Origin of the sequence: Microbulbifer taiwanensis, assembly GCF_014904815.1 — a bacterium.
Lineage (GTDB): Bacteria > Pseudomonadota > Gammaproteobacteria > Pseudomonadales > Cellvibrionaceae > Microbulbifer > Microbulbifer taiwanensis.
Window position 1 is genome coordinate 1 of the sequence record NZ_JACZFR010000020.1, and the last position, 26,933, is coordinate 26,933.

At 57.5% G+C, this 26,933-nt stretch carries 13 protein-coding genes and 1 pseudogene; 10 read left to right on the forward strand and 4 right to left on the reverse strand.

Annotated features, from left to right (window positions below):
* Positions 1-1,201, reverse strand: a 1,201-nt coding sequence (dnaX, locus tag IG627_RS06860; RefSeq protein WP_226864804.1) for a DNA polymerase III subunit gamma/tau, incomplete at its 3' end; no start/stop codon positions are given.
* Between the two features lie 217 nt (positions 1,202-1,418).
* Here dnaX and IG627_RS06865 point away from each other — a divergent pair.
* The 7 genes from IG627_RS06865 to IG627_RS06895 all read left to right on the forward strand — a co-directional run bounded on the left by IG627_RS06865 (position 1,419) and on the right by IG627_RS06895 (position 17,574).
* Positions 1,419-1,946, forward strand: a complete 528-nt coding sequence (locus tag IG627_RS06865; protein ID WP_193191516.1) for an RNA polymerase sigma factor — start codon at positions 1,419-1,421, stop codon at positions 1,944-1,946.
* Between the two features lie 392 nt (positions 1,947-2,338).
* Positions 2,339-3,403, forward strand: coding sequence for a FecR family protein (locus IG627_RS06870; protein ID WP_193191517.1), 1,065 nt, complete (start codon positions 2,339-2,341; stop codon positions 3,401-3,403).
* 130 nt (positions 3,404-3,533) lie between these two features.
* The gene (locus IG627_RS06875) at positions 3,534-6,434 is read left to right on the forward strand and encodes a TonB-dependent receptor (protein ID WP_226864805.1); all 2,901 of its coding nucleotides are present in this window, start codon (positions 3,534-3,536) and stop codon (positions 6,432-6,434) included.
* A 284-nt stretch (positions 6,435-6,718) separates the two neighbouring features.
* The gene (locus IG627_RS06880) at positions 6,719-9,493 is read left to right on the forward strand and encodes a TonB-dependent receptor plug domain-containing protein (RefSeq protein WP_193191519.1); all 2,775 of its coding nucleotides are present in this window, start codon (positions 6,719-6,721) and stop codon (positions 9,491-9,493) included.
* 272 nt (positions 9,494-9,765) lie between these two features.
* A complete protein-coding gene (locus tag IG627_RS06885) occupies positions 9,766-12,591 on the forward strand; it encodes a TonB-dependent receptor plug domain-containing protein (protein ID WP_193191521.1) in 2,826 nt (941 codons plus the stop codon).
* Positions 12,592-12,957: 366 nt separating this feature from the next.
* Positions 12,958-15,858: a TonB-dependent receptor domain-containing protein gene (locus IG627_RS06890; RefSeq protein ID WP_193191523.1), complete on the forward strand. Its 2,901-nt coding sequence runs from the start codon at positions 12,958-12,960 to the stop codon at positions 15,856-15,858.
* A gap of 105 nt (positions 15,859-15,963) precedes the next feature.
* Positions 15,964-17,574: a tetratricopeptide repeat-containing sulfotransferase family protein gene (locus tag IG627_RS06895; RefSeq protein ID WP_193191525.1), complete on the forward strand. Its 1,611-nt coding sequence runs from the start codon at positions 15,964-15,966 to the stop codon at positions 17,572-17,574.
* Positions 17,575-17,587: 13 nt separating this feature from the next.
* Here the strand turns inward: IG627_RS06895 and IG627_RS06900 are convergent, their stop codons facing one another.
* Together IG627_RS06900 and IG627_RS06905 are read right to left on the reverse strand one after the other, a co-directional pair.
* The gene (locus IG627_RS06900) at positions 17,588-19,237 is read right to left on the reverse strand and encodes a tetratricopeptide repeat-containing sulfotransferase family protein (protein WP_193191528.1); all 1,650 of its coding nucleotides are present in this window, start codon (positions 19,235-19,237) and stop codon (positions 17,588-17,590) included.
* A 145-nt stretch (positions 19,238-19,382) separates the two neighbouring features.
* Positions 19,383-19,682 carry a hypothetical protein gene (locus IG627_RS06905; RefSeq protein ID WP_193191530.1) on the reverse strand — a complete coding sequence of 100 codons (300 nt, stop codon included), beginning with the start codon at positions 19,680-19,682 and terminating at the stop codon, positions 19,383-19,385.
* A 173-nt stretch (positions 19,683-19,855) separates the two neighbouring features.
* Here IG627_RS06905 and IG627_RS06910 point away from each other — a divergent pair, with 173 nt between their 5' ends.
* Together IG627_RS06910 and IG627_RS06915 are read left to right on the forward strand one after the other, a co-directional pair.
* Positions 19,856-20,440 (forward strand): MarC family protein, encoded by a 585-nt coding sequence (locus IG627_RS06910; RefSeq protein ID WP_193191531.1) that lies wholly within the window; start codon positions 19,856-19,858, stop codon positions 20,438-20,440.
* A gap of 407 nt (positions 20,441-20,847) precedes the next feature.
* The gene (locus IG627_RS06915) at positions 20,848-23,547 is read left to right on the forward strand and encodes a TonB-dependent receptor plug domain-containing protein (protein ID WP_193191533.1); all 2,700 of its coding nucleotides are present in this window, start codon (positions 20,848-20,850) and stop codon (positions 23,545-23,547) included.
* Between the two features lie 88 nt (positions 23,548-23,635).
* Here the strand turns inward: IG627_RS06915 and IG627_RS06920 are convergent, their stop codons facing one another.
* On the reverse strand, positions 23,636-24,778 hold the full coding sequence (locus IG627_RS06920) for a tetratricopeptide repeat protein (protein ID WP_193191535.1): 1,143 nt from the start codon (positions 24,776-24,778) through the stop codon (positions 23,636-23,638).
* Between the two features lie 286 nt (positions 24,779-25,064).
* Here IG627_RS06920 and IG627_RS06925 point away from each other — a divergent pair.
* A pseudogene (locus tag IG627_RS06925) lies at positions 25,065-26,846 on the forward strand (peptide MFS transporter); the annotation flags it as partial.
* Positions 26,847-26,933: the final 87 nt, after the last annotated feature.

A 26,933-nucleotide genomic window follows, 5' to 3' on the forward strand; every position in this document is an offset into this window, starting at 1 on the left:
CCCCGGAGGTGACGGGCCCCCCGGCCGCCTGTCCGGGCCCCACCCCCCGCCCGGGGGGGGGGGCCGGCTCGACGGCAGCGCTGTCCGGCAGGCTGGCGCGGGGGATATCGGCCACGCCCTGAGGGCGGAACGCCAGCATGCGCAGCAGCGCCATCTCGAAGCCGCTGCGCGGATCCGGCACCAGAGGCAGGTCGCGGCGGGCGAGCAGGGCCATCTGATAGTAGAGCTGTACGTTTTCCGGGGCCAGGCGCGCGGCGTGATCGCGCAATCGCTCGCCGTCGCCGAGGGCGTTGTCCACGGACTGCGGCAGTACCTGTGCCACGGCGATACGGTGCAGGTTGTTGGCCAGCTCTGCCAGGGCAGCGCTGTAGTCCGGCGCCTGCTGCGCCAGCTCCTCCACCGCGGCGAACAGGGCCGGGGCGCTCTCGTCCGCCAGTGCCTGCAGCAGTTTCCACACCAGGCCGGAGTCGATACTGCCGAGCATGGCGCGGACTTCCGCCTCGCTGATCTTGCCGCCGCCGAAGGCGATGGCCTGGTCGGTGAGGCTCATGGCATCGCGCATACTGCCGTCGGCGGCGCGCCCCAGGTGCCACAGTGCCCCTTCCTCGAAGGGCACCATCTCCTGTTCCAGTACGAAGCGCAGGTGCTCGACTACCCGCTCAGGGCTCATGTTCTTCAGGTTGAACTGCAGACAGCGGGACAGCACCGTGACCGGCAGCTTCTGCGGATCGGTGGTGGCGAGCAGGAATTTGACGTGGGGCGGCGGCTCTTCCAGGGTCTTCAACAGCGCATTGAAGGAGCTGTTGGAAAGCATATGCACTTCGTCGATCAGGTAGACCTTGTAGCGGCCCCGTGTCGGCGCGTACTGGACGTTCTCCAGCAGTTCACGGGTATCCTCCACCTTGGTGCGCGAGGCGGCGTCCACCTCGATCAGGTCGACGAAGCGCCCCTCGGCAATCTCGGTACAAGCGGCGCACTGGCCGCAGGGCTCGGAGCTGACGCCGCTCTCGCAGTTCAGGCACTTGGCCAGGATACGGGCGATGGTGGTCTTGCCCACACCGCGGGTACCGGCAAACAGGTAGGCGTGGTGCAGGCGACTGTTGTCCAGGGCGTTGATCAGCGCCTGGAGCACATGCTCCTGCCCCACCATCTCCCGAAACAGCCGCGGCCGCCACTTGCGTGCCAGTACTTGATAACTCATCCGCTCTCCAGCGCCCGTCGGCGCCATTCAGTATCTTCAGTTGAGCGCCCTGTGGCGCGGGGGCCATTATAACGGTATGGGCGCTGAGGCATAGCGATTCCCCCCTCGCGACAAACGGAAGCCCCTCGTCGCCGAGCTGACGCCTGTGTTATAACTGTGCGCCAGCTCGCAAGAACCTATAACCACAGCGGGCGAAGTATGGGGAAATCTCTAACTGATGAATAAAGCTCGGAAAACGCTTCTGGAAAAGCTGTTTGCCGAACACGGCCAGGGGTTGGTGCGCTTTGTGGCACGCATTGTCAAAAGCACGGAGGATGCCGAAGACATAGCCCAGCATGCCTACCTGCGACTGCAGAAGCTCAGCGACGAAAAAGAGCTGGAGAACCCCCGCGCCTACCTCTATCAGATTGCCAACAACCTGGCCGTGGACCAACTGCGCCGCGGCAAGCTGCATATGGAATACATCAGCCAGCAGATGCCGGCGGAAGGCGAAACCGTCGTCGATGACCACGGCGATCACCAGTCCCCGGAGCGGGTTCTCGCGGCCAGGCAGCAACTTCAGTCAATTTACGAAGCCATGGACAGCCTGCCCCTCAAGTGCCGCCAGGCTTTTCTGCTGCACCGCACCCGCGGCCTTTCCTACAGCGAAATCGCCCGGGAGATGAACACTTCGGTGAGCAGTGTGGAGAAGTACATCCTGCAGGCCCTCAAAGTCTGCCGCCGGCGGGTCGAGGTGAATCGCTAACGAATCGCGGAACCTGCCGACTGCACAAACATCCAACATTTCCGGTTACCCGGACGCGCTTTTCTGCCCTCCTGCCGCAAATGCTTTGCGAAGTTGCGGACGAGCGCACAGGCTTTGTGCACGCCAGTACCGATCCATTCGCAAAATTACTTGAGGGAGAAAGCCGGTCGGTCGTCTTATCTCAGAGCCCGGTCATTCGAACACAAAAATCGGATCAATGAGAAAATAAAACGCTAATATAGCGCTCCCTTAGCAGAAGTTATTGCAGCGGGGGTTTTGTGCGCGAAAAAAATCGCGCCAGCATAGTCAGTTTAATAGAATGCACCAAAACGGGGCGGAAACCGGAACATTTCGACCGGGTATCAAACGGATTTAGCAAGGTAAAGAGAGCGGTGAATACAGCGGGCCTACAAGAAGCACCAAACGAAGACAGGCTGGACCAGGCGTGCGCCTGGATCGCGCGCCTGCGCTCGGATGCTGTCAGCGCCGCAGATCGCCGCGACTTTGCCGGCTGGCTGGCCGAATCCGCCGATAATCGCCTCGCCTTTGACGAAATGAGCGAGCTGTGGGGCGACCTGGGCGCCCTGGCCCATATGCCGATCGACGAGCTGTATCCCGAGAGCCGCCCCTCCGCAAAGCCTGGAACCCGCCCCGCCCAGCGCGACTCCCGCGCTTCCGTCGGGGGCACACTGGCCACCGGCGGTTGGAATTTCTCCCAGTGGCTGATGGGCGGCGGCCTGGTCGCGGCCTGCCTGGTGGTCACCCTCTGGGTCGGCAACCAGTGGCTGAGCGGCGGCGAATTCCGCGAACAGACTTACATTACCCAGATCGGCGAGACCCGCACCGTAACCCTCGCCGATGGCTCCCAGGTTCAGCTGAACACCAATTCCGAACTGCAGGTGGCATTCAGTCGCGAGGTGCGCCGCACCCAGCTGTTGCGCGGTGAGGCCTATTTCGATGTGGTCCGCCAGACTGCACGTCCGTTTACCGTCGCCGCCGGCAAGGCAAATATCCGCGTGCTGGGGACCGAATTCAACGTGGAGCGCAACCCCGACAGCACCCGCGTCTCCGTGACCGGTGGTGTTGTCGCGGTCAGCGAGGCCGAGAGCGCGCCCGGCCTGCAGCCGGAAAGCGTCAAGCTGGTCAAGAACCAGAAAGTCAGTGTCTCCGGCAGGGGGCTCGGCGAAGTCGGCCGCACTTCCGCGGATGAGGCTCTCGACTGGACCCGCGGCGTACTGGTATTCGAACAGACTCCGCTGGCCGAGGCCCTGGAAGAACTGAACCGCTACCTGAAGGTCCCCGCTGTGGCGGACCCCAGCGTGCGCGAGCGCAGACTGTCCGGCACTTTTGAACTGTCCGATCCGGACAATACCCTCAAGGCCATCGCCACGGCGCTCGATCTGCAACAGGACCACAGTGACCCTAACCTGACTCTCTTGTCTCCCAGGCGCAACTAAGTTATAAACTCGCCTGGGCGATCGTTTATTGTACAACTCCTGTACCCCCCGCCCACAACGACACTCAATTACAACAAGCAGCCCCACGCAGCGTGGCGTGAGGGCGATGAAGGCGAAACGGGCACCCCCTTTGAATTCTCGGCACTGGGCCATACTGTCGCTGGCAACCTTGGTGATACTCTCCGAGGGAGTCCTTGCCGCCTGCCCGAAATCCGGTGTGCGCCTGCCCGCAGGCAATCTCTCCCGCGCACTGATATCCATGGGCCGCCAGTGCAAGATTTCGGTACTGGTACAGACCACCTCCGCCACCAGCTACACCCTGCCCGAGCAGATTCTCGACAGCGAGGACGGTGAATTTGAACCGGCCCTGCAGCAACTGTTGCAGGATTCACCATTTACCTATGAGCGTGTCGGGCCCAGCGCCGTAGCGGTATTGCCCCGCAAAATCGAGGCCGAAGAGGCCGCACAGCCGCTGCCGGCGCACACCGAAGAGATTACTGTTACCGGTCGCAGCCTGACCGGAAGCCACCTGCGCCACCTGCAGCTGGACAGCTATGCACCCATCGATGTGCTGGCACAGCCGGAGCTGGAAATTACCGGCGCCCAGACCATAGCCGAATTGCTGAAGTTCCTGCCCGCCGTCTCCGGCAATTCTACCAGTACATCGGTCAGCAACGGCGGCGACGGCACGGCCACCGTCACACTGCGCGGCCTGCCCGCCAGTAATACCCTGGTGCTGATCAACGGCCGCCGTATCGTCAATAACGGCTTTGGCGGCGAGGCCGCCGACCTGAACAGCATTCCGCTCTCCGCCGTGGACCGCATCGAAATCCTCAAGGACGGCGCTTCGGCCGTTTACGGCTCTGACGCCATTGCCGGCGTGGTCAACATCATCCTGCGCCGGGATTTCGAGGGACTTTCCGTCAACAGTTATTACGGCCGGGCCCAGCGCGGCGACCAGCAGACCGAATCCCACCATATCACCTGGGGCAAAAGCACTGAGCGCGGCCACCTGATGCTGAGCCTGGCGCACTACAGTCAGGGCGCGCTGATGAGCCGCGACCGGCAGCTGTCCGCCACTTCCGACAACCGCGCCCGCGGCGGTACCGACCTGCGCTCCTCCGCCTCGCCGTCCGCGTATATCGCCCTGGATGACGGACAGGAGATAGTCACCAACAGCGCGAGTGGCGGTTATCGCGAGTGGACCCAGGCAGACCGCTACGACTACCGGGAATACACCTCAGCGGTGGTGCCCTCGCAACGGCAATCGGCCTACCTGGAAGGCAACCTGGACCTGGGTGAAAACACCCTGCTGTTTGCGGAGTTGATGGGCATCCGCACCGCGGCTAAAACCACCATGGCGCCGACGCCGGTGTTCACCCGCTTCGACAATGGCGACCTGGCCATCGCCGCGGATAATATCCACAACCCCTTTGAGCAGGAAATTGTCGATGTGCGCAAGCGCGTGCTGGAGTTGGGCCCGCGCCTGCAGAAAAACCGCACCGACACCTGGCGCCTCAACTCCGGCGTCAAGGGCATGTGGGACAGCTGGCAGTGGGAATTGACCGCGGCACTGCACTATACGCGCGCAACGGAAAAGCTGAACAATCTGATAGATCCGTGGGCACTGTCGATGGGGCTGCGGGATCCAGTCACCTGCGATGGCCAGAGCGACTGCGTGGCAATAAACCTGCTGGGTCCCAGCGGCAGTATCGACGCCGAACAGGTCGAGTTCATCCGCGGTGAGAGCCTCGTGGACGGCACGACGCGTATGACATCGCTAACCTACGTCGTCAACGGCGCCCTCGGCAGCAACGGCGCCGGCAACATACTCGCTGCAGCGGGGCTGGAAGCCCGGCGCGAGGCGATCGACTTCCGCTCCAACGACGCCATGGGCCTCTCATTTATCGGCGGGTCCGCGTCCGGCTCGGCCGTGGGGCAGCGCATGATCGGCGAGGCCTTTGCGGAAATTTCCGTACCGCTCGCCGAAGACAAATTCTGGCTCGATGGCGCACTGCGCTTTTCTGAGTACAGCGACTTCGGCAACACCGGCAACCCCAAGGTTGCATTGCGCTGGCGCCCGTCTCCGTCGCTGATGCTGCGCGCCAGCTACGCCACCGGCTTCAAGGCGCCGACGTTGATCGACATGAACCAGACCGGTTACCAGAGCCAGGAGTATTTGTTTGACCCCTGCACCAGCAGGGATGCCCCTACCCTGCCCGGTTGCCGCGGACAGGCCGACGACGCGCGCATCCAGTACCTGACAGAATTCGGCGGCAATCGCGACCTTCAGCCGGAAACCTCCGACAACCGCTCCCTGGGCCTGGTGTGGACCCCGCAACAGCTCAAGGGCTTCAGCGCGACACTCGATCTTTACGATATTCGCCAGAACGATGTGATCGACACCAGCCCGCAATACCTGATCGACCGCAACGCCCACTCCGGCCTGTTCACTCATCGAGTACTGCGCGACGAGAGCGGCGATATCACAAAAATTCTCGCCACGCGCCTCAATATCGGCGCGCGCGAAGTGCGCGGCTTCGACCTGGCAATGCGCTATGAGCACATTTCGGAGGACATTGGCCAGCTGCGCTGGTCCCTGAATTCCAGCCATATGCAGCGCTACCTGAACCAGGCGGCACCCGGCTCTCCGGTCGAAGACCTGGCCGGCACCTTCGTCGATGCCGCCAGTGGCGGTGCAGGCTCCCTGCCGCAATGGAAAGCCAATACCGGTGTCTACTGGCACAAGGGACGCTGGGAGGGCGGATACACAGTGCACTTCGTCAGCGAACTGGAAGAATCCTTTACACTCGATGAAACACGGGTGACTCGTGAGATCAGCAACTGGTCGACTCACGACTTACAACTCGCCTACTCACTGCCCCTGGGCCTGAGATTTGCCGTCGGCATAGATAACCTGCTCGACAGGGAACCGCCGTTTGCGGCCACCGCATTCAACGACAATTTCGACGGCCGCACCTACGACCTCAGTGGTCGCTACTGGTACACCACCCTGGCCTACAATCTGTAATTACACTGCGCCCGGCGACGACCAAACCACCCCACGAATGGGACGCGATATACCTCCCCAATTTCAATGCCACCCCGGCAGCGCCATCCACCTGTTCGCCTTATTTTGTCGAACAAACCGAAGTGCATAAATGTACCAATAGACGCCCAATTGTTCGCCAAGACCATTGACCGGCGAAAAAATGTTCTAGTGTTTTAGCAAGCCTCTGTTGATAGTAGTTAGCAGTTGTCATGGAGGGCACTGCCGTATTCGGCGTTTAGAACCGGTATCAGGAGAGGTATACCATGGACAGATCCCGTCTATCCCGGGCAATTAAGGGCGCAATTGCAGCCACGGCCGTTTCCACCAGCTTTGCCACTTTGTCGTTTGCTCAGGAAGTGGAGGAAATCGTCGTCACCGGTACACGCATCCAGCGCGCAACAGACGCCACCAGCGCGACTCCGATCAGCGTATTCGACGCCGCGCAGCTCGAGAATTCCGGCCAGACCACGCTCGAGGATTTCGTTCAGGACATTCCGTCGATGACCGGTGGCCAACTGGGCTCCTCTGTCAACAACGGCAACCCGGGTCTCGCCACTGCATCGCTGCGCGGTCTCGGCTCCTCACGCACCCTGATCCTTCTGAACGGACGCCGCCTGGTTTCGGCAGGCACGACAACCGGCACCGTGGACTTGAATATCATACCCACCACGATTGTCGAGCGGATGGAAATCCTCAAAAGCGGCGCCTCCTCCATTTATGGCTCGGATGCCATTGCCGGTGTGATCAACATCATCTCCAAGCAGAATTTCGAAGGCGCGGAAATTACGGCCAACTACGGCATTACCAATGAGAGTGACGGCGAGGAGTACCTGGCGGCGATGACCTTCGGCGCCTCATCCGAATCCGGGCACGTCATGCTCAACTGGGAGTACAGCCGCCGCGACGATATTTCGCAGGGAGATCGCAAGTTTTCCGACTGCCCTCTTTTTGAGTCCGGTGATCGGGTACTCTGCGGCGGCAGCGGCACCTCTTCGCCCGCGCGCTTTACGACTGCTGTAACCGAGCGCAGCCTTATCGTCGACCCTGCTAGCGGCCAGGTGGTGGACTTCGACACGGCGCTCTATGGCTTCAACTACGCCGAGGTCAGTTACCTGATTACGCCGCAGGAAGTCGTCACCTTTTATGGCTACGGAGAGCACGACCTCTGGAACTGGGAAGACTTCACTAGCGTACAGGGCTTCTCTGAAATACTGTTTGCCAACCGCCAGTCCGACCAGTTACTGGCCCCCGAAGGCACCTTCTTCGGGCCTTCAGTCTCCACTGATAACCCCTTCAATCCCGTCGATGAATTGGTTTTCGTTGCCCGGCGCCTGACAGAAACCGGCGGCCGCGGCTTCACCCAGGACCTGAACACCTGGCGCGGTGTGTTCGGATTCAAGGGGGAGTTCGCCAACGAATGGACCTGGGACATGTCCTACAACTACGCGCGCTGGGTGGATGCACAAATCGATACAGGCCGCGCCAACCAACCGCGCTTCGAAACCCTGCTCGCTTCTGTCGATCCTACTACGGGTGAATTGCTGCAAACGCCTTGCGCCGACGACCCTGACTGCCCCGGACTGTGGAACCCCTTCGTGGAAAACTCCCTGACTCCGGAAATGCAGAACTACGCACTGGTGACCAACTCACCGGTGGAAAGATCCCGCCTGCTCAGCTTCCAGGCCAACGTGGTAGGTGACTTCTGCGACTTCGCCATTGGCGCCGAGCCCTGGCAGTGGGCACTGGGCTATGAACACCGCTCAGAGAAAGCGGAAGTAGTCGCAGACGGCGCAGCCTCCCTGGGCCAGATCTACTTTGTGAGTGGCGAGGACTGGGGCGGCAGCTACACCGTAGATGAAGGTTACGGTGAGCTTGTCGCTCCGCTGATGGAAGGCCAGCCTTGGGCCGACCTGCTGTCGGCAGAATTGTCCTTCCGCTATTCCGACTACAACACCGTCGGCGACGACACCGTGTGGGGCGTAGTTCTGGACTATGCCCCCATCGAACAGGTGCGCTTCCGCGGCACCTATTCCGAAGGTTTCCGCGCGCCCGGTATCGATGACCTCTTCCTGCCTGGCACCCAGTCGGCCGAGACTTATTCTGATCCCTGCTACCAATGGGATCAGCTCCCCTCAGGCTCGACCGTCAGGGCCAACTGCCAGGCAGACGGTGTGAATCCAAACAACGGCCTCCTGGCATCACCGCAGGCCACCGGCCTGCTGGGCGGCAACGAGGATCTGAAGTCGGAAGAGTCCGAGAACTGGACCCTGGGCATCGTCTGGACGCCCACCTTTATCGAAGACCTGAGCTTCACCGTCGATTACTTCAATATCACCATTGACGATGCCATCGGTACATTCACTACCAACACCCTGGTCAGCAACTGCTATAACAGCGTCAACTTCAGTTCACCTGCCTGTGACTTCATTACTGGCGCGGGGACTGTTGGCCTGCCTGCCTCATCCACCAGCCCGCGGCGGCAGGTAAACGGCACCATTGCCGGCCAATTGTTGAACGCCCAGAACATAGCAACCTTCGAGACCGACGGTGTGGACCTGGGTGCAAGCTACAGCATGGAATTGGGCCCCGGCACCGTGACTTTCGACGGAACCGCGACTTACCTGCACGAGTGGAAATACCAGGCCAGTGAGGATGAACCCGTCATCGATCTCGCCGGACACTTCGGCGCCGACCCCGTCACCACCCGTATTGCCGCCTTCCCCCACTGGAAGTTCTACCTCACCGGCGGCTACGAGTATGACTGCTGGAGCGCCCAGACCACCGTGCGCATGGTGGGCGAAGTAGACGATATAGACCCGGGCGACACAGACCTGGCCACCCATGTGGACAACACCTGGTACCAGGACATCAACTTCAACTACTTCCGCTGGGAGGACGTGACCCTGTCCGGCGGTATCCGCAATATGTGGAACCAGCAGCCGCCGTACGTGACCAACTACGACGACATGAATACTCTGCCGCTGAATTACGACACCGTAGGTCGCTTCTTCTACGGCAGAGTGACCTTCAAGTTCTAACCCCCTTTTGCCCCGCCCGCTTCGGGCGGGGCCTTTCCCACCCCTCTCTTTGTATGAACCCGCCCCTTCCTGGTCAATTTTCAATCAAGGCCACCTCCCAATCCTGACATTACGATGAAACAGGAAAAAAGTTGCGATTCTTTTGAGGGACTTCTGTGCCCGGTCGTCAATACCTGTGTTGGGAGGGAAGTGGCCACTTGGGGGTAGCCGCTTCTACACTTCGCCATTCGAGGCAAAAGACAATAAATCCAACGATCTAGAGAGGATTGACAATGAAAAAGAACCTCCTGTCTGCTGCTGTAAAAGGGGCCCTTGGCCTGACCGCAGCCGCAATCATGGTTCCCGTTATGCCCGCCCTTGCCCAGGAAGATGCGAATCTGGTGGAAGAGGTGGTGGTTACCGGCTCACGAATTGTGCGCGCCAACCTGGAGAGCCCCACAGCGATTACTACCGTGGACTCCCAAAACATTGAATTTTCGGGGGAGCTTAACAGCGCTGACATCCTGCGTTCACTGCCCGCCACCGGTGTATCCGGCCTGTCATCCAATAACTCCAACTTCTTTACTTCCGGTGGTGGCATCAACACTGTGGAACTGCGCAATTTGGAAGAAGAGCGCACCCTGGTGTTGGTAAACGGCCGCCGCTACGTGTCCGGTGTTGCCGGCTCCTCCGCCGTTGACTGGAATACCATTCCAACCGAGTTGATCGAACGAGTTGACGTTATTACCGGTGGTGCTTCAGCCATTTACGGTTCCGATGCCCTGGCGGGTGTAATCAACGTTATCCTTAAGGACGATTTTGAAGGTGTGAGCATCAGCTCCTCTCACGGCGAGACCCTGGAGTTTGGCGACGACAAAACTGATCGCTTTAACCTGACTGCCGGTGGCAATTTCGACGACGGCAAGGGTAATGCCGTTGTCTCCATGACATACACCGACGAAGGTGGAGTATACGCCCGCGATCGCAAGAATACTCAAATCGATGACCTCTCTGGCATTTACTTTGGAGGTGAAGTTGATGAAAGCGTTGCCCCGGTCTACTCCTCTTATTCCGAGTCAGGGCGATTCTGGGCCAAAAATGATGCAACCAAGGCCAATTACACTTTTGACAATGGAGAAGTCGTAGATTGGGATGCCGACAAGTACGGCTTTAACCGTCAGCAGTTCCGTCGCTATTCCGTGCCCACCGAACGCTTTTTGATCAGCAGTAATGTCAATTACGATATCAACGACACGCTCGAGGCTTTCGTAGAGACCACCTTTGCGCGCACCGAAACCCAGACCGAAATCGAACCTTACCCGCTGCATTCCGATAATCTATTCATAGAGGGTGTTTCCATAGATAACCCCTATGTCCCGCAAGAGCTGCGCGATGTAGCCATAGCAGCAGGCGACGACCACCTCCAGTTCGTTCGTCGTACCACCGAGCTCGACCAGCGCGGCTCCTTCGCCGAGCGCCAGACTTTCCGCGCCCTGATGGGGCTGCGTGGCGAGTACAACGACTGGAACTGGGATGCCTTCTTCGGCCAGGGCCAGATGCAGGACAGCCAGCGCGGCACCGGCCAACTGAACATTTCCAACTTCCGCAACGCCCTGAACGTAGTCGAAGATGCCGATGGTAACATCGTTTGTGCCGACCCGGCAGCAGTCGCAGAGGGTTGCGCCCCGCTTAACCTGTTCGGCAAGGGAGCCATCTCCCAAGAAGCTGCAGACTATGTCTCCGCACCTTCCGTACGCGACCAGCGCACCAAACAGACTATGGCTGGCTTCAACCTGAGCGGCACAGTCGCCGAACTGCCTGCCGGCCCGCTAAGCCTGGCGACCGGCTGGGAATATCGCGACGAATACGCTGCTGACTTCCCGGACGCACTGACCCGCACCGGACAGAATGCAGGTAACAAGGAAGAGCCAACCGAAGGCAGCTACGACGTCAATGAACTGTACGTAGAGATGGAGGCACCGATTCTGGAAGGCCTACCGCTTGTGCAGTCCCTGAGTGTCGGCGCGGCATACCGCTACTCCGATTACGATACCATCGGCGATACCGACGCCTACACCGGCCGCGTATCTTGGACCATCAACGACTCCCTGCGTGTTCGCGGCCAATACGCCCGCGCCGTTCGTGCACCAAACATCAACGAACTGTTTTCACCTGGCGGCGAAAATTTCGCGAACGTCTCCGACCCCTGCGATGGTGTAACGGCCTCCACTCCGGGCGTCGTAGCTGACAACTGCCGCAGTATTCCCGCAGTTGCCGCCCGTATTGAATCTGAAGGCGTCTTCGACCTGACACAACCGGAGATCCAGGGTACTGGCGGTTTCACCAGCAAAGGTAACGAAAACCTTTTCACTGAAACTTCTGACAGCTTTACCATTGGCGCCGTCTTCGACCACGACCTTGGCAACCTGGGTAACGTGACGGTTTCTTTGGACTGGTACAGCATCGAAATTGAAGACCTGATCGACACAGTTGATCGCCAGACCTCTGTCGACTTCTGCTACAACTCCGCCAGCTTCCCGAATAACTTCTGTGATTTTATTGTTCGCGACACCGCGGGCCCAGCATTCCAGCAGGGTGAAATCACTGAAGTGAACTCCGGCTATATCAACGAGGGCACCCTGGAGACTGAAGGTGTAGATCTGCAGCTGCAGTGGGGCCTTGCGGTAGGCGAAGGCCAGCTGGATATGAACCTGAATTACGGTCACGTAATGGAGTATACCCAGACCAAATTCGGTGATGCTGATGAGCTGGTCGGCGAAGTGGGCTACTTCGAACACCAGTGGCTCGCAACAGTGAACTACTCTCTGGACCGCCTGATGGTTCAGTGGGAGACCAGCTACCTCAGTGATTCATCACCCGACCTGAGCAGTCCTGATTTTGACTACTCTGTTGGTGAATACGTGACGCACGACCTATTTGCGTCCTACCAGATCACTGACAACATCAGAGCCAACCTCGGGATCAACAACCTGCTCGACGAAGAAGCACCGGTCATCCTGTCTGGTGTTCCAGACAATACCACCGGTACCGACACCAACGCGTCCGTCTACAACCCAATCGGACGTAGCGCATTCGTTGGTGTTCGCATGGAGTTCTAATCAGAACCCTAATGCGAACCTAAGCGGGCCTTCGGGCCCGCTATTTTATTGCTCCCTCCTATCATTTACTCGAAACGTCCCCTCAAGAAGCCCAGCCCCAATACGATTGATATCTCCAAACTTTTACAGCTCTGCAGCACAAAGAACCGTAAAAAGGAGAAATACAGCACTTTACCCCGCAGACCAACTTCCCATTACTGACATAGCGAATTATCGGAAAACTTTCGATCTTTCTGTTGAGGGAAAGCGCAAATTGCTCGTCTCTATATCTGTTGGGAAGGAAGCGGCCACTTGGGGGTAGCCGCTTCCGACATCGCCATTCAAGGCAAAAAGACTATAAATCCAACGATCAAGAGAGGATTTACAATGAAAAAGAACCTCCTGTCTGTAGCTGTCAAGGGCGCTCTGGGCCTGACCGCAGCTGCAATCATGGTTCCAGCTATGCCCGCTCTGGCACAAGACGCGGAAATGGTAGAAGAGGTTGTTGTTACCGGTTCGCGTATCGAACGCGCCAACGACGTAAGCGTAAGCCCGGTTACTTCCGTCAGCTCCGAAGACTTCAAGGCTTCTGGCGTTGTCCGCATTGAAGACATGATCAATAAGCTACCCCAGGTAGCGGCAACCCAAACTGCCGGCATGGCCAATGGCGCCACCGGTACTGCAACTGTTGACCTGCGCGGGCTGGGCGCTGAGCGCACCCTGGTACTCATCGACGGCCGCCGTATGCCGGCAGGCTCCCCGCTGCAAGACGGCATTGGCGCCGACCTGAACCAGATTCCGGCCGGACTGGTAGAGCGCGTTGAAGTTCTGACCGGTGGCTCATCAGCGACCTACGGTTCCGACGCAATTGCCGGCGTTGTCAACTTTATTATGATGGACGATTTCGAAGGCGTTCGCTTCGAATCTCAAACCAGCGTCTACCAACACAATAACGACAACAGCAAGATCCAGGATACCGTGACCGGCCGCGGCTTTGACGTTGCCGACGGCAGCGTGACCGACGGCGAAATCAACGATTTCTCCATGATCATGGGTGCCAACCTGGACAACGGCCGCGGCAATGTGACCGGTTATGCCAACTACCGCAAAATCGACGCAGTGCTGCAATCCGATCGCGATTACAGCGGCTGCGCCCTGAGTGGCAGCCCCGAATCTTTTGGTTGCGGCGGTTCTGCGACTATTCCGACTGGCCTATTCTCGCCCTTTGACGAAGTCAACTACTACACAGTTTCCGGCAACGAGTTCGTGGAATGGGATGGCAGCGCATACAACTACGGCCCGCTGAACTACTTCCAGCGCCCGGACGAGCGCTGGACCATGGGCGTCTTCGGTCACTACGACATCAACGAAAATGCCACTGCGTACACCCAGCTGTCCTACGCTGACGACCGCACCGTTGCGCAGATCGCTCCGTCTGGCAACTTCTTCGTGACCGACAGCATCAACTGTGACAACCCGCTTCTCTCCGATCAGCAACGCGCAACTATCTGTGCCGGTCTGGGCGACGACGAAAGCGCTCCCTACTACATCGGCCGCCGCAACGTAGAGGGTGGTCCCCGCCAGGACGACCTGCGCCACACCACTTTCCGCGGTGTATTCGGCCTGCGTGGTGACCTGAACGAAACCTGGTCCTACGACGTCTTCGCACAGTATGCGGAAGTGAGCATGGAAGAGACCTATCTGAACGATATGTCCTCCACTCGTATCGGTCGCGCGCTGAACGTCAAGACTGACAACCGTCTTGACGATGAAGGAAATCCGGTTGCGACTTTTGGTCAACCAGTATGTCAGTCCGTTCTGGACGGCAGCGACCCGAGCTGTGTGCCTTGGAATATCTTCCAGGAAGGCGGTGTAACCCAGGAAGCCCTGGATTACCTGATTCTGCCGCTCTACTCCCGCGGCACCACTGAGCAGGAAATCTACTCCGGCTACGTAACTGGCAATCTGGGTGACTATGGCGTGCAACTGCCGACTGCCGACTCCGGCGTTGCCGTTGTACTGGGCCTGGAAAGCCGTCGCGAGGCGCTGGACTACAGCCCGGACAGCGGTTATCAGTCTGGCGACGGCGCTGGCCAGGGCGGTCCAAGCCAACCGGTTAGCGGCTCCCTGAGCGTCAAGGAATTCTTCTCCGAATTCAACGTACCGCTGGTTTCCGGCAAGCCGGGCGCCGAGTATCTCGGCCTGGAGATGGCTTACCGCTACTCAGACTACGACACCGATATCCAGACCGACACCTACAAAGTGGGCCTCGACTGGAGCCCGGTATCTGACGTGAAACTGCGCGCCAGCTTCCAGTCAGCGGTTCGTCACGCCAATATCCGCGAACTGTTCAGCGCTCAGGGCATCGGCCTGTTCGATATGGACGAGGATCCCTGCGGCTCAGGTGCAGAAAAACCTGCAACTCCGGAACAGTGTGTGCGCTCCGGCGTGACTGCGGCACAGTACGGCAATATTCCGCAAAACCCGGCGGGCCAGTACAACTATATAGGCGGCGGCAACACCGAGCTGCAACCGGAAGAGTCTGAAACCTTCTCTGCAGGTTTCGTGTACTCTCCGAGCTTCGTCGAAGGCCTGACCGTGAGCGTCGACTACTTCGATATCGAAGTAACCGAGGCGATCAAGGAAGTGGATCCCGGCTTCATCCTGACCCAGTGTCTGGAGAATGGAAATCCAGAAATCTGCGCCAAGATCCAGCGCGGCCCCAACGGCAACTTGTGGATCGGCGACGCAGCCATTGATTCTCCGAACGTGAACATCGGCTTCTTCGAGACAGCGGGCTTCGATATCAACACCAACTACGGTTTTGACATCGGCTCCATGGGCTCCATCGACATGAACTACATCGCCACCTTCCTGACAAAGTGGGATCAGCAAGAGATTCCGGGTTCAGAAGTGGTTGACTGTGTCGGCAACTGGAATGCGTCTTGCGGCGCTCCGACTCCGGAGTTCGTGAGCACTCTGCGCGCTAGCTGGGCCACCCCGATTGCCGGCCTTGACGTAACCGGCGCCTGGCGCCACATTGGTGCCGTTGACGACCTCGGTTCCAAAGGAGCCGACTTCGATGCCATTGACTACTTCGACCTGTCCGCTGCTTGGGCTGCTACCGACAACGTAACAGTACGTAGCGGTATCAACAACGTAATGGACGAAGAGCCGCCGCTGACTGCTGACGCAGGCGCTGGCATTTATGGTAACGGCAACACCTTCCCGGGCACCTACGATGCCCTGGGTCGCTATGCCTTCCTGGGTGTAACTGTAGACTTCTAATAACTAGCATTTAGTCTCAGTAAACTGAACGCGGCGGATACTTCCGCCGCGTTTTTTTATGCCCTATTATTCCCAAACCCATGCACACTGCCCAATGTCCGAAAGATGTCGATAAACCCTCAAGTCTATGCGCTTTTTTTCCGCGCCCAAAACTCCCTGTCCCAAGCCCGCGCAGATGAGGCGAGACAGTTACTGATCCGTGCGCTGTCTATAAGCTCCGGGTTCCCACCGGCCTGGCACCTGTTGGCAGACACCTATTCTGCGCAGGGACGAAACCCCGAGGCAATCAAAACCCTGAAGCGAGCCCTGAAAACCCTCGCCAAGGATCAGGCCGCACAATCTGCGCTTCAAATCCACTTGGCCAGCCTCCTACTGAAAGAGGATGAGGTCGCCGAGGCAGTCTCGACCATCGACCTGCCTTCGCTGCAGCGCTTCAGCAATTGGCGACTTCTCAGTCGCGCGGGATATCTACTGATGCTGTGCGAGGAACATCAACTTGCCTTGTCGGCCTATAAGTCCGCACGGGCGATCAATGACCAGGACCCGGAGCTGTTATTCAATTCCGCAGTTGCACATGGCGCCATGGGGGATCTAAAGACAGCAGAGAAAATGCACGACCAGGTAATCGCCATTTCGACACGGCACTACCCCGCATATAAACTACGCTCAGATCTTAAAAAGCAGACACCCGATAACAACCATATCGAAGAATTGACTAGGCTCACTCTCGACACGAGCATACCAGACGAAGCCAAGGTTCATAATTTCTACGCCCTGGCAAAGGAACTGGAGGATTTAAGGGAATACGGTCCGAGCTTTGCCAGACTCGCACAGGGTGCTGCAATCAAGCGCAAATCTTTAAATTACGACGTAAATCGCGATCTGGAGTTACTGCAAGCGGTTGCCGACACTTACAACAACTCATTGCTGTCACGAGAAATATCCAGCAGCAAAGGTGAGGGCATAATCTTTGTTCTGGGCATGCCAAGAACCGGGTCGACCCTGATCGACCGAATCCTATCATCAACGAATAAAATAACTTCTGCTGGTGAACCCAACACCTTTGCACGACTCCTGTACACATCCTCGGCTGACAAGCTCGAAATAGACTTACAAAATGGATCAGATTTAACAGAGCTATTGAAGGCAAGCGCCAATATTAATTTTGCATCACTGGGTGAAGAGTACGAAAGGAAATTACTTGCTCGCGCCCACACCAAAGGCACCAAATACATAATCGACAAAAACCCCGCCAACTTCCTTTACATCGGCGCCATTCACCTCGCCCTGCCTAAAGCCAAAATCATCCACATAGCACGAGACCCAATGGATACCTGTTATGCGATATACAAGGCACTATTTAAGGATGGCCACCCTTATTCCTACGACCTGGCCGAGCTTGGCAATTATTACTGCGGCTACCGACAGTTAATGAGGCACTGGTCCAAAGAAATTCCCAACACTTTTTACGAGATACAATACGAAGATCTGATTGAAAACCCGAAGCAAGAATGCCTTGCGCTGTTCGAATACTGCGAACTGGAATGGCAGGACAGCTGTTTGGAATTTTATCGAAATAAAGCCTCTGGAACCGCCACCGCAAGTACCGCCCAGGTGCGCAACCCAATCTACAAAAGTTCACTTGGGAAGTGGAAAAATTACCAGGAGCAGCTCAAACCACTCAGACAGATACTAGAAAAACTGGACGAACAGTAACAGCCGAACTATTTTAGGGTAGATATTTATGCAGAGCACCCAGATGCTCCTCGTAATTCCTGCACCTCTCTAAACCCCCTTTGTCTATCGATCGTCGGACTTGCCAAACACTCGCCGTTTTAACAAAGTTCGGTCGCGCCTGAAAATCGAGACACCCTTTCTCCCACTCCAGACCTAAGAAATTCAATAGAGAGCAAACCTCGGACTCTGGCGATGCAACCAAAGCTTCATAATGCAACTCATATATGGAATCTGGAAACTTGGACCTCCAGAACTCCATCAGTTTAACCTGCTCAGAGTAATAGTGACCAATTGCATCGAGACTGACGGAATAATTCATGTCGCCACCAAGGTACTGGAAATAAATAGAAAGGCAGTTGTCGAGCAGGCTCCTCCTGGTCCATATAACCTTGCTCCACGGAAAAACTGCCTTAATGAGCCCCAGATTCAAGAAATTATCCGGCCTCTTGTCGGTAACAAGATCAAAGGCAGAAAATCTGCTCGATAAGTACTCATTATATCCCGCCGCAATATGTGACAAAAAAGACTCATCTAGATCCGCCACAGGACCCCGCCTATCCAAACCTAATTTCTCTGCCTGCTTTGGAAAATAATCGAGCTCTCCGCCGGCAGTCACTCTAGAATGCCCCGCCAGAATCTGTTCGGCGAGAGTTGAACCCGAGCGAAACATTCCACAGATAAATATCGGCATAACCTCGGGAGACCTGGCGAGCCTCACCGAGAAATCTCCGCGGAAATTGTCCATAATGTTTCTTATTCTCTCGGCATGAGAATCTTTATTATAAGGGGGAAATCTATCCTCCCCTAATTCATTGGCATGCATGTATGACTCAAACGCCTCATCAAAGTGCCCGCCGTCATCTAACACCTTCCCAAGCGCAAAGTAGAGCTCTTCTTTAATATCTTTTGAAAGCGTCCTGCCATTAAGTGCTCGCCTTATTTCTTCAACCAGATGGTCTCGCTCCTTGCCCTCCATCCCCATATAAGCCAGTCGACACAGGGCCGGACAATAACCAGGATACTGCAAGAGGAGTTTTTTATAGCAATCGAACGCCTCCTTTTTCTGCCCGAGCTCCTCATAGAGCCCTGCGAGATTAAACAGCGCCGGAATGTAAGCGGGATTTATAGCCAGCGCCCGCCGCAGGCATGAGAAAGCTTCTTGCTCTTTGTGCAATTCCGAATAAATTACCGCCAGGTTACTGTAAACCTCTTCCGGACTGGCAATTCCGCATTTCAGTGCGCTGCGGTAGACATCTATCGCTTCTCTCTGCTTGCCCACCATCTTCAAAAGTCGCGCGAGATTATATTGCGTATTCGGGAGATCTGGATTTCTGCCAAGAACCTTCTGATAAAACTGGATAGCCGTTTCTGTTCGACCAACCTGCTCGCTCAAATTTGCACCACTTAATGCATAATCTAAATTATCCGGCACCAACTGTACGAGCAGCTCGCAATACTCAAGCGCTTTTTCGGGCCTTCTCGCTGTCAAACTTAACTGCACCAACTCTCTGAGCAGGCCTTCTCTTACAGAATCATACTCCAACAGTTCTATATATATGGTTTCGGCTTCGTCGTAGAGGCCTTTGGCTGTGAGCAGCCTCGCCCGGGCGAGTTTCGAGTCGAAATTGGTGGGAGTTTTCATTGAAACCGTAAAAAGTTGGACACGAGAGCCAATCAGTAGTTGAGGCGGGATTGAGTGAAGGCGAAGCGATAAAACAAATACACTTGGCTGGCGGCGACAGGCAGGGCCGTCAAGTGAGTCAACCTGTGTCGCCGACTGTCGAGCCTCAGTCAGTATAGCGGATTTTGTTGCGGGTAACCCCATCCACCATTCCCTTCGACTCGTGGGACATAGTTTCCCACTCTTTGGCCGTCATACAGGTTCTCTGCTTAAAGCGGGAACCGGTGATCGCCCGCTCCTTACAGATCTTGCGGTCTTTGTTCTGCGCAACCACCGATTCGGAGGCCGCAGTAGCGGACTCTGCGGTGGAGTCGTCCGCTATACTTTGACGCACAGGAGTATTGCTGGAGCAGGCTACCGAAAGCCCCAAAGTGGCGAAAAGTGCGACTTTATAGATACTGCGCATTTTAATCTCCTTATTGAATTTATAGAGTCATTAATGGATCCTGGAAGCGCCAATTCTACCCTGTAGGCGGTCTTGGTGCATGGTAAAATTAATTACCGGAATCACTCTTTCCACTCTGCTAATCTGAGTATCGCCTCGCCACAATCGGCCCAACTTTCAGGGAAACACTTACCTTGGATAAACTAACCGCATTTCTGACCTTGCTTTTTGTCATGGATCCGCTGGGCAACGTTCCAGTCTTCCTCGCCGCCCTGAAAAACGTCCCCCAGCGCCGTCAACTCTACGTCATCATGCGTGAACTCGTATTCGCCCTGATCGTACTGCTGCTATTCCTCTATGGCGGTCGCTTTGTGCTGGCCTGGCTGGGGCTTTCCCAGGAAGCGATACGGATCGCCGGGGCGATAATCCTCTTCCTGATCTCGCTGCGTATGGTCTTCCCTACCGAGGGCGGGATTATGGGTGAACGCCTGGAAGGAGAACCCTTCTTTGTTCCGCTGGCAGTTCCACTGGTGGCGGGCCCCTCGACCATGGCCATCCTGATGCTGATGACCAACAGCGAAGGCGAGCAGTTGCTGGATTGGACCCTGGCACTCCTGGGCGCCTGGGGCGTTTCGGCAGTAATACTACTGGCGTCGGCACCGCTGGCGCGACTGCTCGGTAATCGCGGCCTGATCGCGGTGGAGCGGTTGATGGGAATGGTGCTGATTATGCTGGCCGTTCAACTGTTTCTGGATGGGATGAAACAAAGCCTCGCCTGATGCGCCCAGACTCACAGCGCTTTCTCATACAGGAAAAGCGCTGTTTAAAATTCAACCACACTCTATCTTTTCCCGCCCAACTTCCAACCACCAAGCCAACTGCTCATTTTCCAAGCAACTCATTGCTTATTCGACAATCTTTACATTCGATAATTTTATACTCCAATTACCCAAATAATCACAAGAACATCATTAAAATTTATACTGATGCGGATATACATCTTTCTCGCTGATCATTAAGAAACCACCCTGATCAAATTGACGGCACTTTGAGGAAAAGCAAAGTGACTTCGTCTAGTCACGATAGTTCCATAACGACATTCAATGCATTAAAGTCAGCTCGCGCATTAAATGCTACAAGCTAATAAACGCATTATAAGTACCCTAAGTACAAAAAAGGATGCATTATGATCAAGACCAAACTGAGCGTTGCTATCGCGACACTTGGCACCATTACCAGTACTGGCGTAATGGCCCAGGACGCCGTACCCGGACCCGAGGTTGAAGAGGTTGTTGTAACCGGCTCGCGTATTGCACGCGACCCCCTTTCTACCACTGGCCCCATCACTATTGTTGATTCCGAAGCGATTCAGCGTTCTGGTGTGGGCACTATCGATGAGCTGCTGAACCAGCTGCCGTCCATGGGTACTACCGGTATCAATGCCAACGACAACAATGGCGGCGGTGGTCTGTCATTCGTGGACCTGCGCAACCTGGGTTCCGAACGCACCCTGGTCCTGGTAAACGGCCGCCGTTTCGTATCTTCCAGTTCCGGTACCAGCTCCGCTGTGGATATGAACAATATCCCGGTAGATATGATTGATCGTATTGAAGTACTGACCGACGGTGCTTCCGCTGTATATGGCTCCGATGCTGTTGCCGGCGTAATCAACGTGGTGATGAAAAAGTCTGTCGACGGTGTACGCGTGAGCGCCCGCGCCGGCACCACTGACGAGGGCGGCGGTGAGAACGGCGAATTCTCCATCACCTTCGGTGGAGAGGGTGAGCGCGGCAGCTTTGTCGGTAATATCAGCCACGCGCAGCGCGACGAGATCGCCTACAACGACCGCGAGTGGGCGGGCCTGACCAGCTCCATGTCCCCCACCGGCAATATCCTCACCAATTACGGCAATTTCGGTGTTGCCGCTGATGGTGTAACCCTGGGTGCCTACACACCTTACGATATCGGCCAGCACATGTGGCTGTCCGGTGCCATGGAGCGCACCAGCGCCACCCTGAGCGGCAACTTTTCTGTTACCGACGCGGTGGAACTCTACAGTGAAGCCTCCTTCACTACCAAAACCACCAACCAGCAGCTGGCAGCCCAGCCGATGTACGGCAGCAATGGCCTCAACCTGACTCCGGACCACATGCCGGCGGAAGTTCAGGCTCAGCTGCAGGAATCCTGGCAGGCCGCGGAAGATGCCTACCAGATTGAGCTGGCCGCCTACAACGCCGCCCTCGCCGAGTGGCAAGCCCAGGGCAGCCCGGAAGGCCTGAAACCGACAGAACCCAAGCAAGCACACGGCGCCAGCTGGGATAAAGGCTTCACCGACGTGCGCCTGCGCCCGGTTGCCGGCGGCACCCGCGATTCCGAACAGCAGACCGATACCTATCGCGTACTCTTCGGCGCGCGCGGCGACCTGGCCAACGGCTGGGGTTGGGACGCCTTCTACAGCTACGGCAAAAACGAAGGCGAAAACACCACTGCCAATTCCTACAACAAGCGCCTGCTGCAGAAGGTTCTGGACGGCACCTCCCCGATCGAGAACCCGCAGTTCCTCGGCGGCATCGGCGCGGACGTTATCGATTACATCCGCTACACCGATCGCGAAGACAACGAGTACGAACTGACCAACTTCGGTGCCAGCCTGACCGGCGATATCGAAGCCATTCAGCTGCCCGCCGGAGCCCTGGGCTTTGCGGCCGGCGTCGAGTACCGTGAGGAATCCGGCGAGTTCAACCCGAGCGCGGAAACCCAGAGCGGCGACACCTTCGGCAACCGCCAGGATGCCACTGCCGGCGAATACTCGGTTACCGAAGTGTTTGCGGAATTCAACCTGCCGATCCTGGCCGGTGCCAAGTACGCAGAAGAGCTGTCTGCGGATATCGCCGTGCGCTACTCCGACTTCGACACCTTCGGCGAGCAGAGCACCGGCAAGATCGGCCTGGTTTACGCGCCGACCGAAGACCTGCGTTTCCGCACCAGCCTGTCCACCGCCTTCCGCGCTCCGGGCATCTACGAGCTGTACAGCGGCGTCGCGCAGAGCTACGAGTACCTGATCGACCCCTGTGACACCAGCGCCAACAACAAAGACGGCCAGGGTGGCAACTGTAGTATGGTAGGTGCAGGCTTCCAGCAGGCGGGCAACCAGGTGCCGACCAATATCGGCGGCAACCAGGAGCTGCAGCCGGAAGAGGCCAAGACCTTCACCGCCGGTATCGTCTGGACTCCGTCCTTTGCCGAAGACCTGTCCGTGACCCTGGACTACTTCGACATCCAGATCGAGGACGCCATCACTTCCCCGGACCTGCAGCGCATCCTGGATGACTGTAACCGCGACGGCATTGCCGTAGCCTGTGACCGCATCCAGCGCAGCGACAATGGCCAGATCGTAGCCCTGGAAGGTGCCCTGATGAACATCGGTGAAATCAACACCAAAGGTGTGGATATCGATGTGGTTCAGAACTTCCACTACGACGCTGGACAGCTGGCTGTTCGCGCCCAGGCCACCCGCCTGCTGGAGTATGAGGAGTTCAACTCCCAGACCAATCAGACCACCGACAAGATGGACTACATCGGTACTTCCAGTGAAGTGTTTGTGAAATGGCGCGCTCTGGCCAGCGCAACCTGGTACGGCAGCGACTGGGACCTGGGTGCCGATATCCAGCACCTGAGCGATGGTCACAGCGAATACCTGCGTGTACCCTCCCACACCTACCTGAACCTGAAAGCGGGCTGGGATGTGAACGAGGCCACGCGCCTGAGCGCCGGTATCGACAACGTGACTGATCGTGAGCCGGCCACCACTTCCGGTTCCGATTGGAACAGTGCCTACGACTTCCAGGGCCGTTACGCCTGGGCTGGTGTCAGCTACCAGTTCTAAGTAACGATTCAAGTCGTTAAACAAGAAAGGGGCGCCTCGGCGCCCCTTTCTTGTTATCTGAATATCGTCCGCAGCGCAGGCAGAAGTTCTACTGTGATTGCGCTTCCCGCTTTAAATAATCCAGTTTGCGCGAGTAGGCATTGATCGTGGCCGGATTATTCGCCAGTGAAAAAGCCTCCTTGAAACTGTCCCTGGAATCCTCAACCTCCCCCAGGCGAAAGCTGGTCAGCCCCATCAGGAAATGAAACCGGTGGTCATCCTCGTACCGCCAAAGCGCGCGGCGCAGCTGTTTCTTGGCCCGCTTGTATTCGCCATGTTCATAGGCGCTGCGCGCCTGGTAAAAGAGAAAGTAGGGATTGCGCTCGCGGTGGTAGCGCGCCCTCTGTGCATAGTAGTCGGCGAGTTCGGCGCGGCCATCGTGGCGGTAGAGGCGCTCCAGGTTACTGATGGCCACCAGGTTGCCCCGATCCAACAGCAGAGACTGGCGGTAGCTCTGCTCGGCCTCGAAGCGGTGACCGAAACGGCTGTACAGGGCGCCCAGGTTTGACCACAGATCGCTGTCGTCGGGGCGCAGCTCAATCGCCTTGCGCAGATGCAGGAACGCCGCTTCGCGCTGATCCAGCTGCATCAACTCAACACCGCGATTACTGTAGTACTGGGCGAAGGCGGCGGTATCGGACAACCTGTACTGATCGTAGATCGGGTCGTAGGCGGCCAGATTGAAGTCCACTACCCTGCGGCCACGCGCGCTCTCCGACACCATGTTGATATGGCGGTAGACGACAAAGGTCTGGGCCTCATCGTGGCCCCATACCGGCGGCACATCCACCTGGTTGAAAAAGGCATCGGCACCCAGTTCCCGGGTCATGGCGACCATCATCAGGGTAAAGGCCAGGCAGTTGCCGCGTTGCTGGCGATAGGTCTCCATCGCCGAAAAAGTGCTGTGCTGGTCGTACTTGACCTGAAATTCGCGCTGCTCGAAAGCCTCGATCAGTGCTTCCAGCCGCCGCTGGGGGCTGCCATTCGGTGCCACAGTGGCCAGATAGGCACGCATCTCCGGCGTCAGCGCCAGCAAATCGTCTTTTGGGAGATCGGCCGCAACAACGGGATGGCCGAGTATCGCCGTACCACTCAGGGCCGAGTGGGTGTCTACTGCAGAGTTTTCGCTTGGCGGGCTGCCGGCACAGGCGCCCAGAAACAGTAATGTGACCAGAAGAAGTGGGGTCTTCATCTTTATATATTCCCCTGTTTATCGCTCTCACTACAGCATTTACCACTAATCGGTGCCACTGGGAATAGCGATGCGGTAAATTGCCCGGTTTCATCTGTAACGATTCGCCTGCCTAACACGCAGCTGTTACACTTCGCAGGTTTGATCAGGAAGCTCCGGACACAGTCTGAAACTCTCTCCAATGTGACAGCCACAAGGCTGATTGAGGTGCGCTGCACTGTCATCATCACCCGAGACGCCGGCTGACCGAGGTTCCCCAATAACTATTACAGACAGAGGAACTTCTATGTCTTCTAATGTCGCGGACGCCACCACGGCGACCACTACTGCCGGCTCGGGCGAGTTGCTCGGCCACCCCAAAGGGCTCTACATCTGTTTTGCCACCGAGCTCTGGGAGCGCTTCTCCTTCTACGGCATGAAGTATCTGCTCCTGCTCTACCTCACCAAGTACCATTTGTTTACCGATAGTGCCGGCTACGACGTGCTCGGCGCCTATGCGGGCCTGGTCTACGCCCTGCCCCTGATCGGCGGCCTGTTGGCCGACCGCTACCTGGGTATGCGCAAGGCGGTACTCTTTGGCGGTATCCTGCTCTGCCTGGGTCACCTGTTAATGGCCGTCGAGGGCCATCAGGCCATCACCTATGCCGCCGGCACTGTGCTGAGCGAGGCCATCACATTGAACGACGGCACTGTCCTCGCCGCCGGTACCACCCTCGCCAGCGATGTGGTGATCCAGGACGTGGTGGCGCTGAAGGTGTTCTTTATGGCCCTGGCGCTAATCACCGTCGGCGTCGGCTTCCTGAAACCGAATATTTCCACCATCGTCGGCCAGCTCTACGGCAAGAATGACCCACGCCGCGACGCAGGTTTCACCATCTTCTATATGGGTATCAACATCGGCTCCTTTATCGCCACCCTGCTGTGCGGCTGGCTGGGCGAGACCTACGGCTGGGGCTACGGTTTCGGCCTCGCCGGTATCGGCATGGTAGTGGGCCTGATCACCTTTATGTGGGGGCAGAAATATCTCGACGGCCTGGCCGAGCCGAGCCGCCCGGAGGTGCTGAAAGAGAAGGCCCTGGGCCCGATCAACAAGGAATGGGCTGTCTACCTGGGCGGTATCGCCTCTCTGGCCCTGGTCTGGTTCCTGGTACAGAGCGAACCGATAGTGCACCTGGCGCAGAACAGTCTGTTGATCGTCGCCATCGTCGGCCTGATTCTTTTCTCCATGCTGCACCAGGACAGCAAGGGCAAGGATATGCTCGCCATCGGCATGGCCGCGGTAACTGCCGCACTGGGACTGGTATGGGCCTTTACCGATGCGGATATCTGGCTGGGCGGTATGCTGCTGGGCCTGGTGGCCTTTATCGGCTATGGCTTTACCCGTCACTACAGTGAGGAGTTCTCCCGCACCGTGGTACTGATGGTGCTGATCACTTCCACCATCGTCTTCTGGGCCCTGTTCGAGCAGTCCGCCGGCTCCATGACCCTCTACGCCGACCGCGTACTGGATCGCTCCGTCGGCGACGGCGAGATACGCGCCTCCATGTTCGGCTCCCTGAATGCCGGCTTTATCATGCTGCTGGCCATTCCATTTGCGGCCCTGTGGGTATGGCTGGGCAAGCGCGGCTGGGAACCCAGCACGCCGGTCAAGTTCGGTCTCGGCATCATCCAGGCGGGCCTGGGCTTCGGCGCCCTGGTACTGGGCGCGGCTTTCCCCACCGAAGCGGGCAAGGTGGCGATGATCTGGCTGGTGCTGGCCTATCTGCTGCACACCACCGGTGAGCTTTGCCTGTCCCCGGTCGGCCTGTCCGCAGTGACCAAACTGTCCATCGGCAAGGTGGTGAGCGTGAGCATGGGCACCTGGTTCCTGGCTACGGCGCTATCCGAGACAGTGGCCACCCGCATCGGCAAGATGGCCGCGATGCCCAACCAGGAAGGCGCCACCGATGTGGCTTCGACCCTCGCAACCTACACCAGCCTGTATGAGTACCTGATGTGGTGGGGCCTGGGTGTCGGCGCTCTGATGATTGTCATCTCGCCGCTGCTGAAGAAGGGGATGTGCGGCATCCGCTGGTCGCGGACCCACCCCGGAACGCAAAAGGGCCAGTACGCCCCGCCGCCCGCGGTGTTAATTTTTTTGTGATCCTGTCTTGGG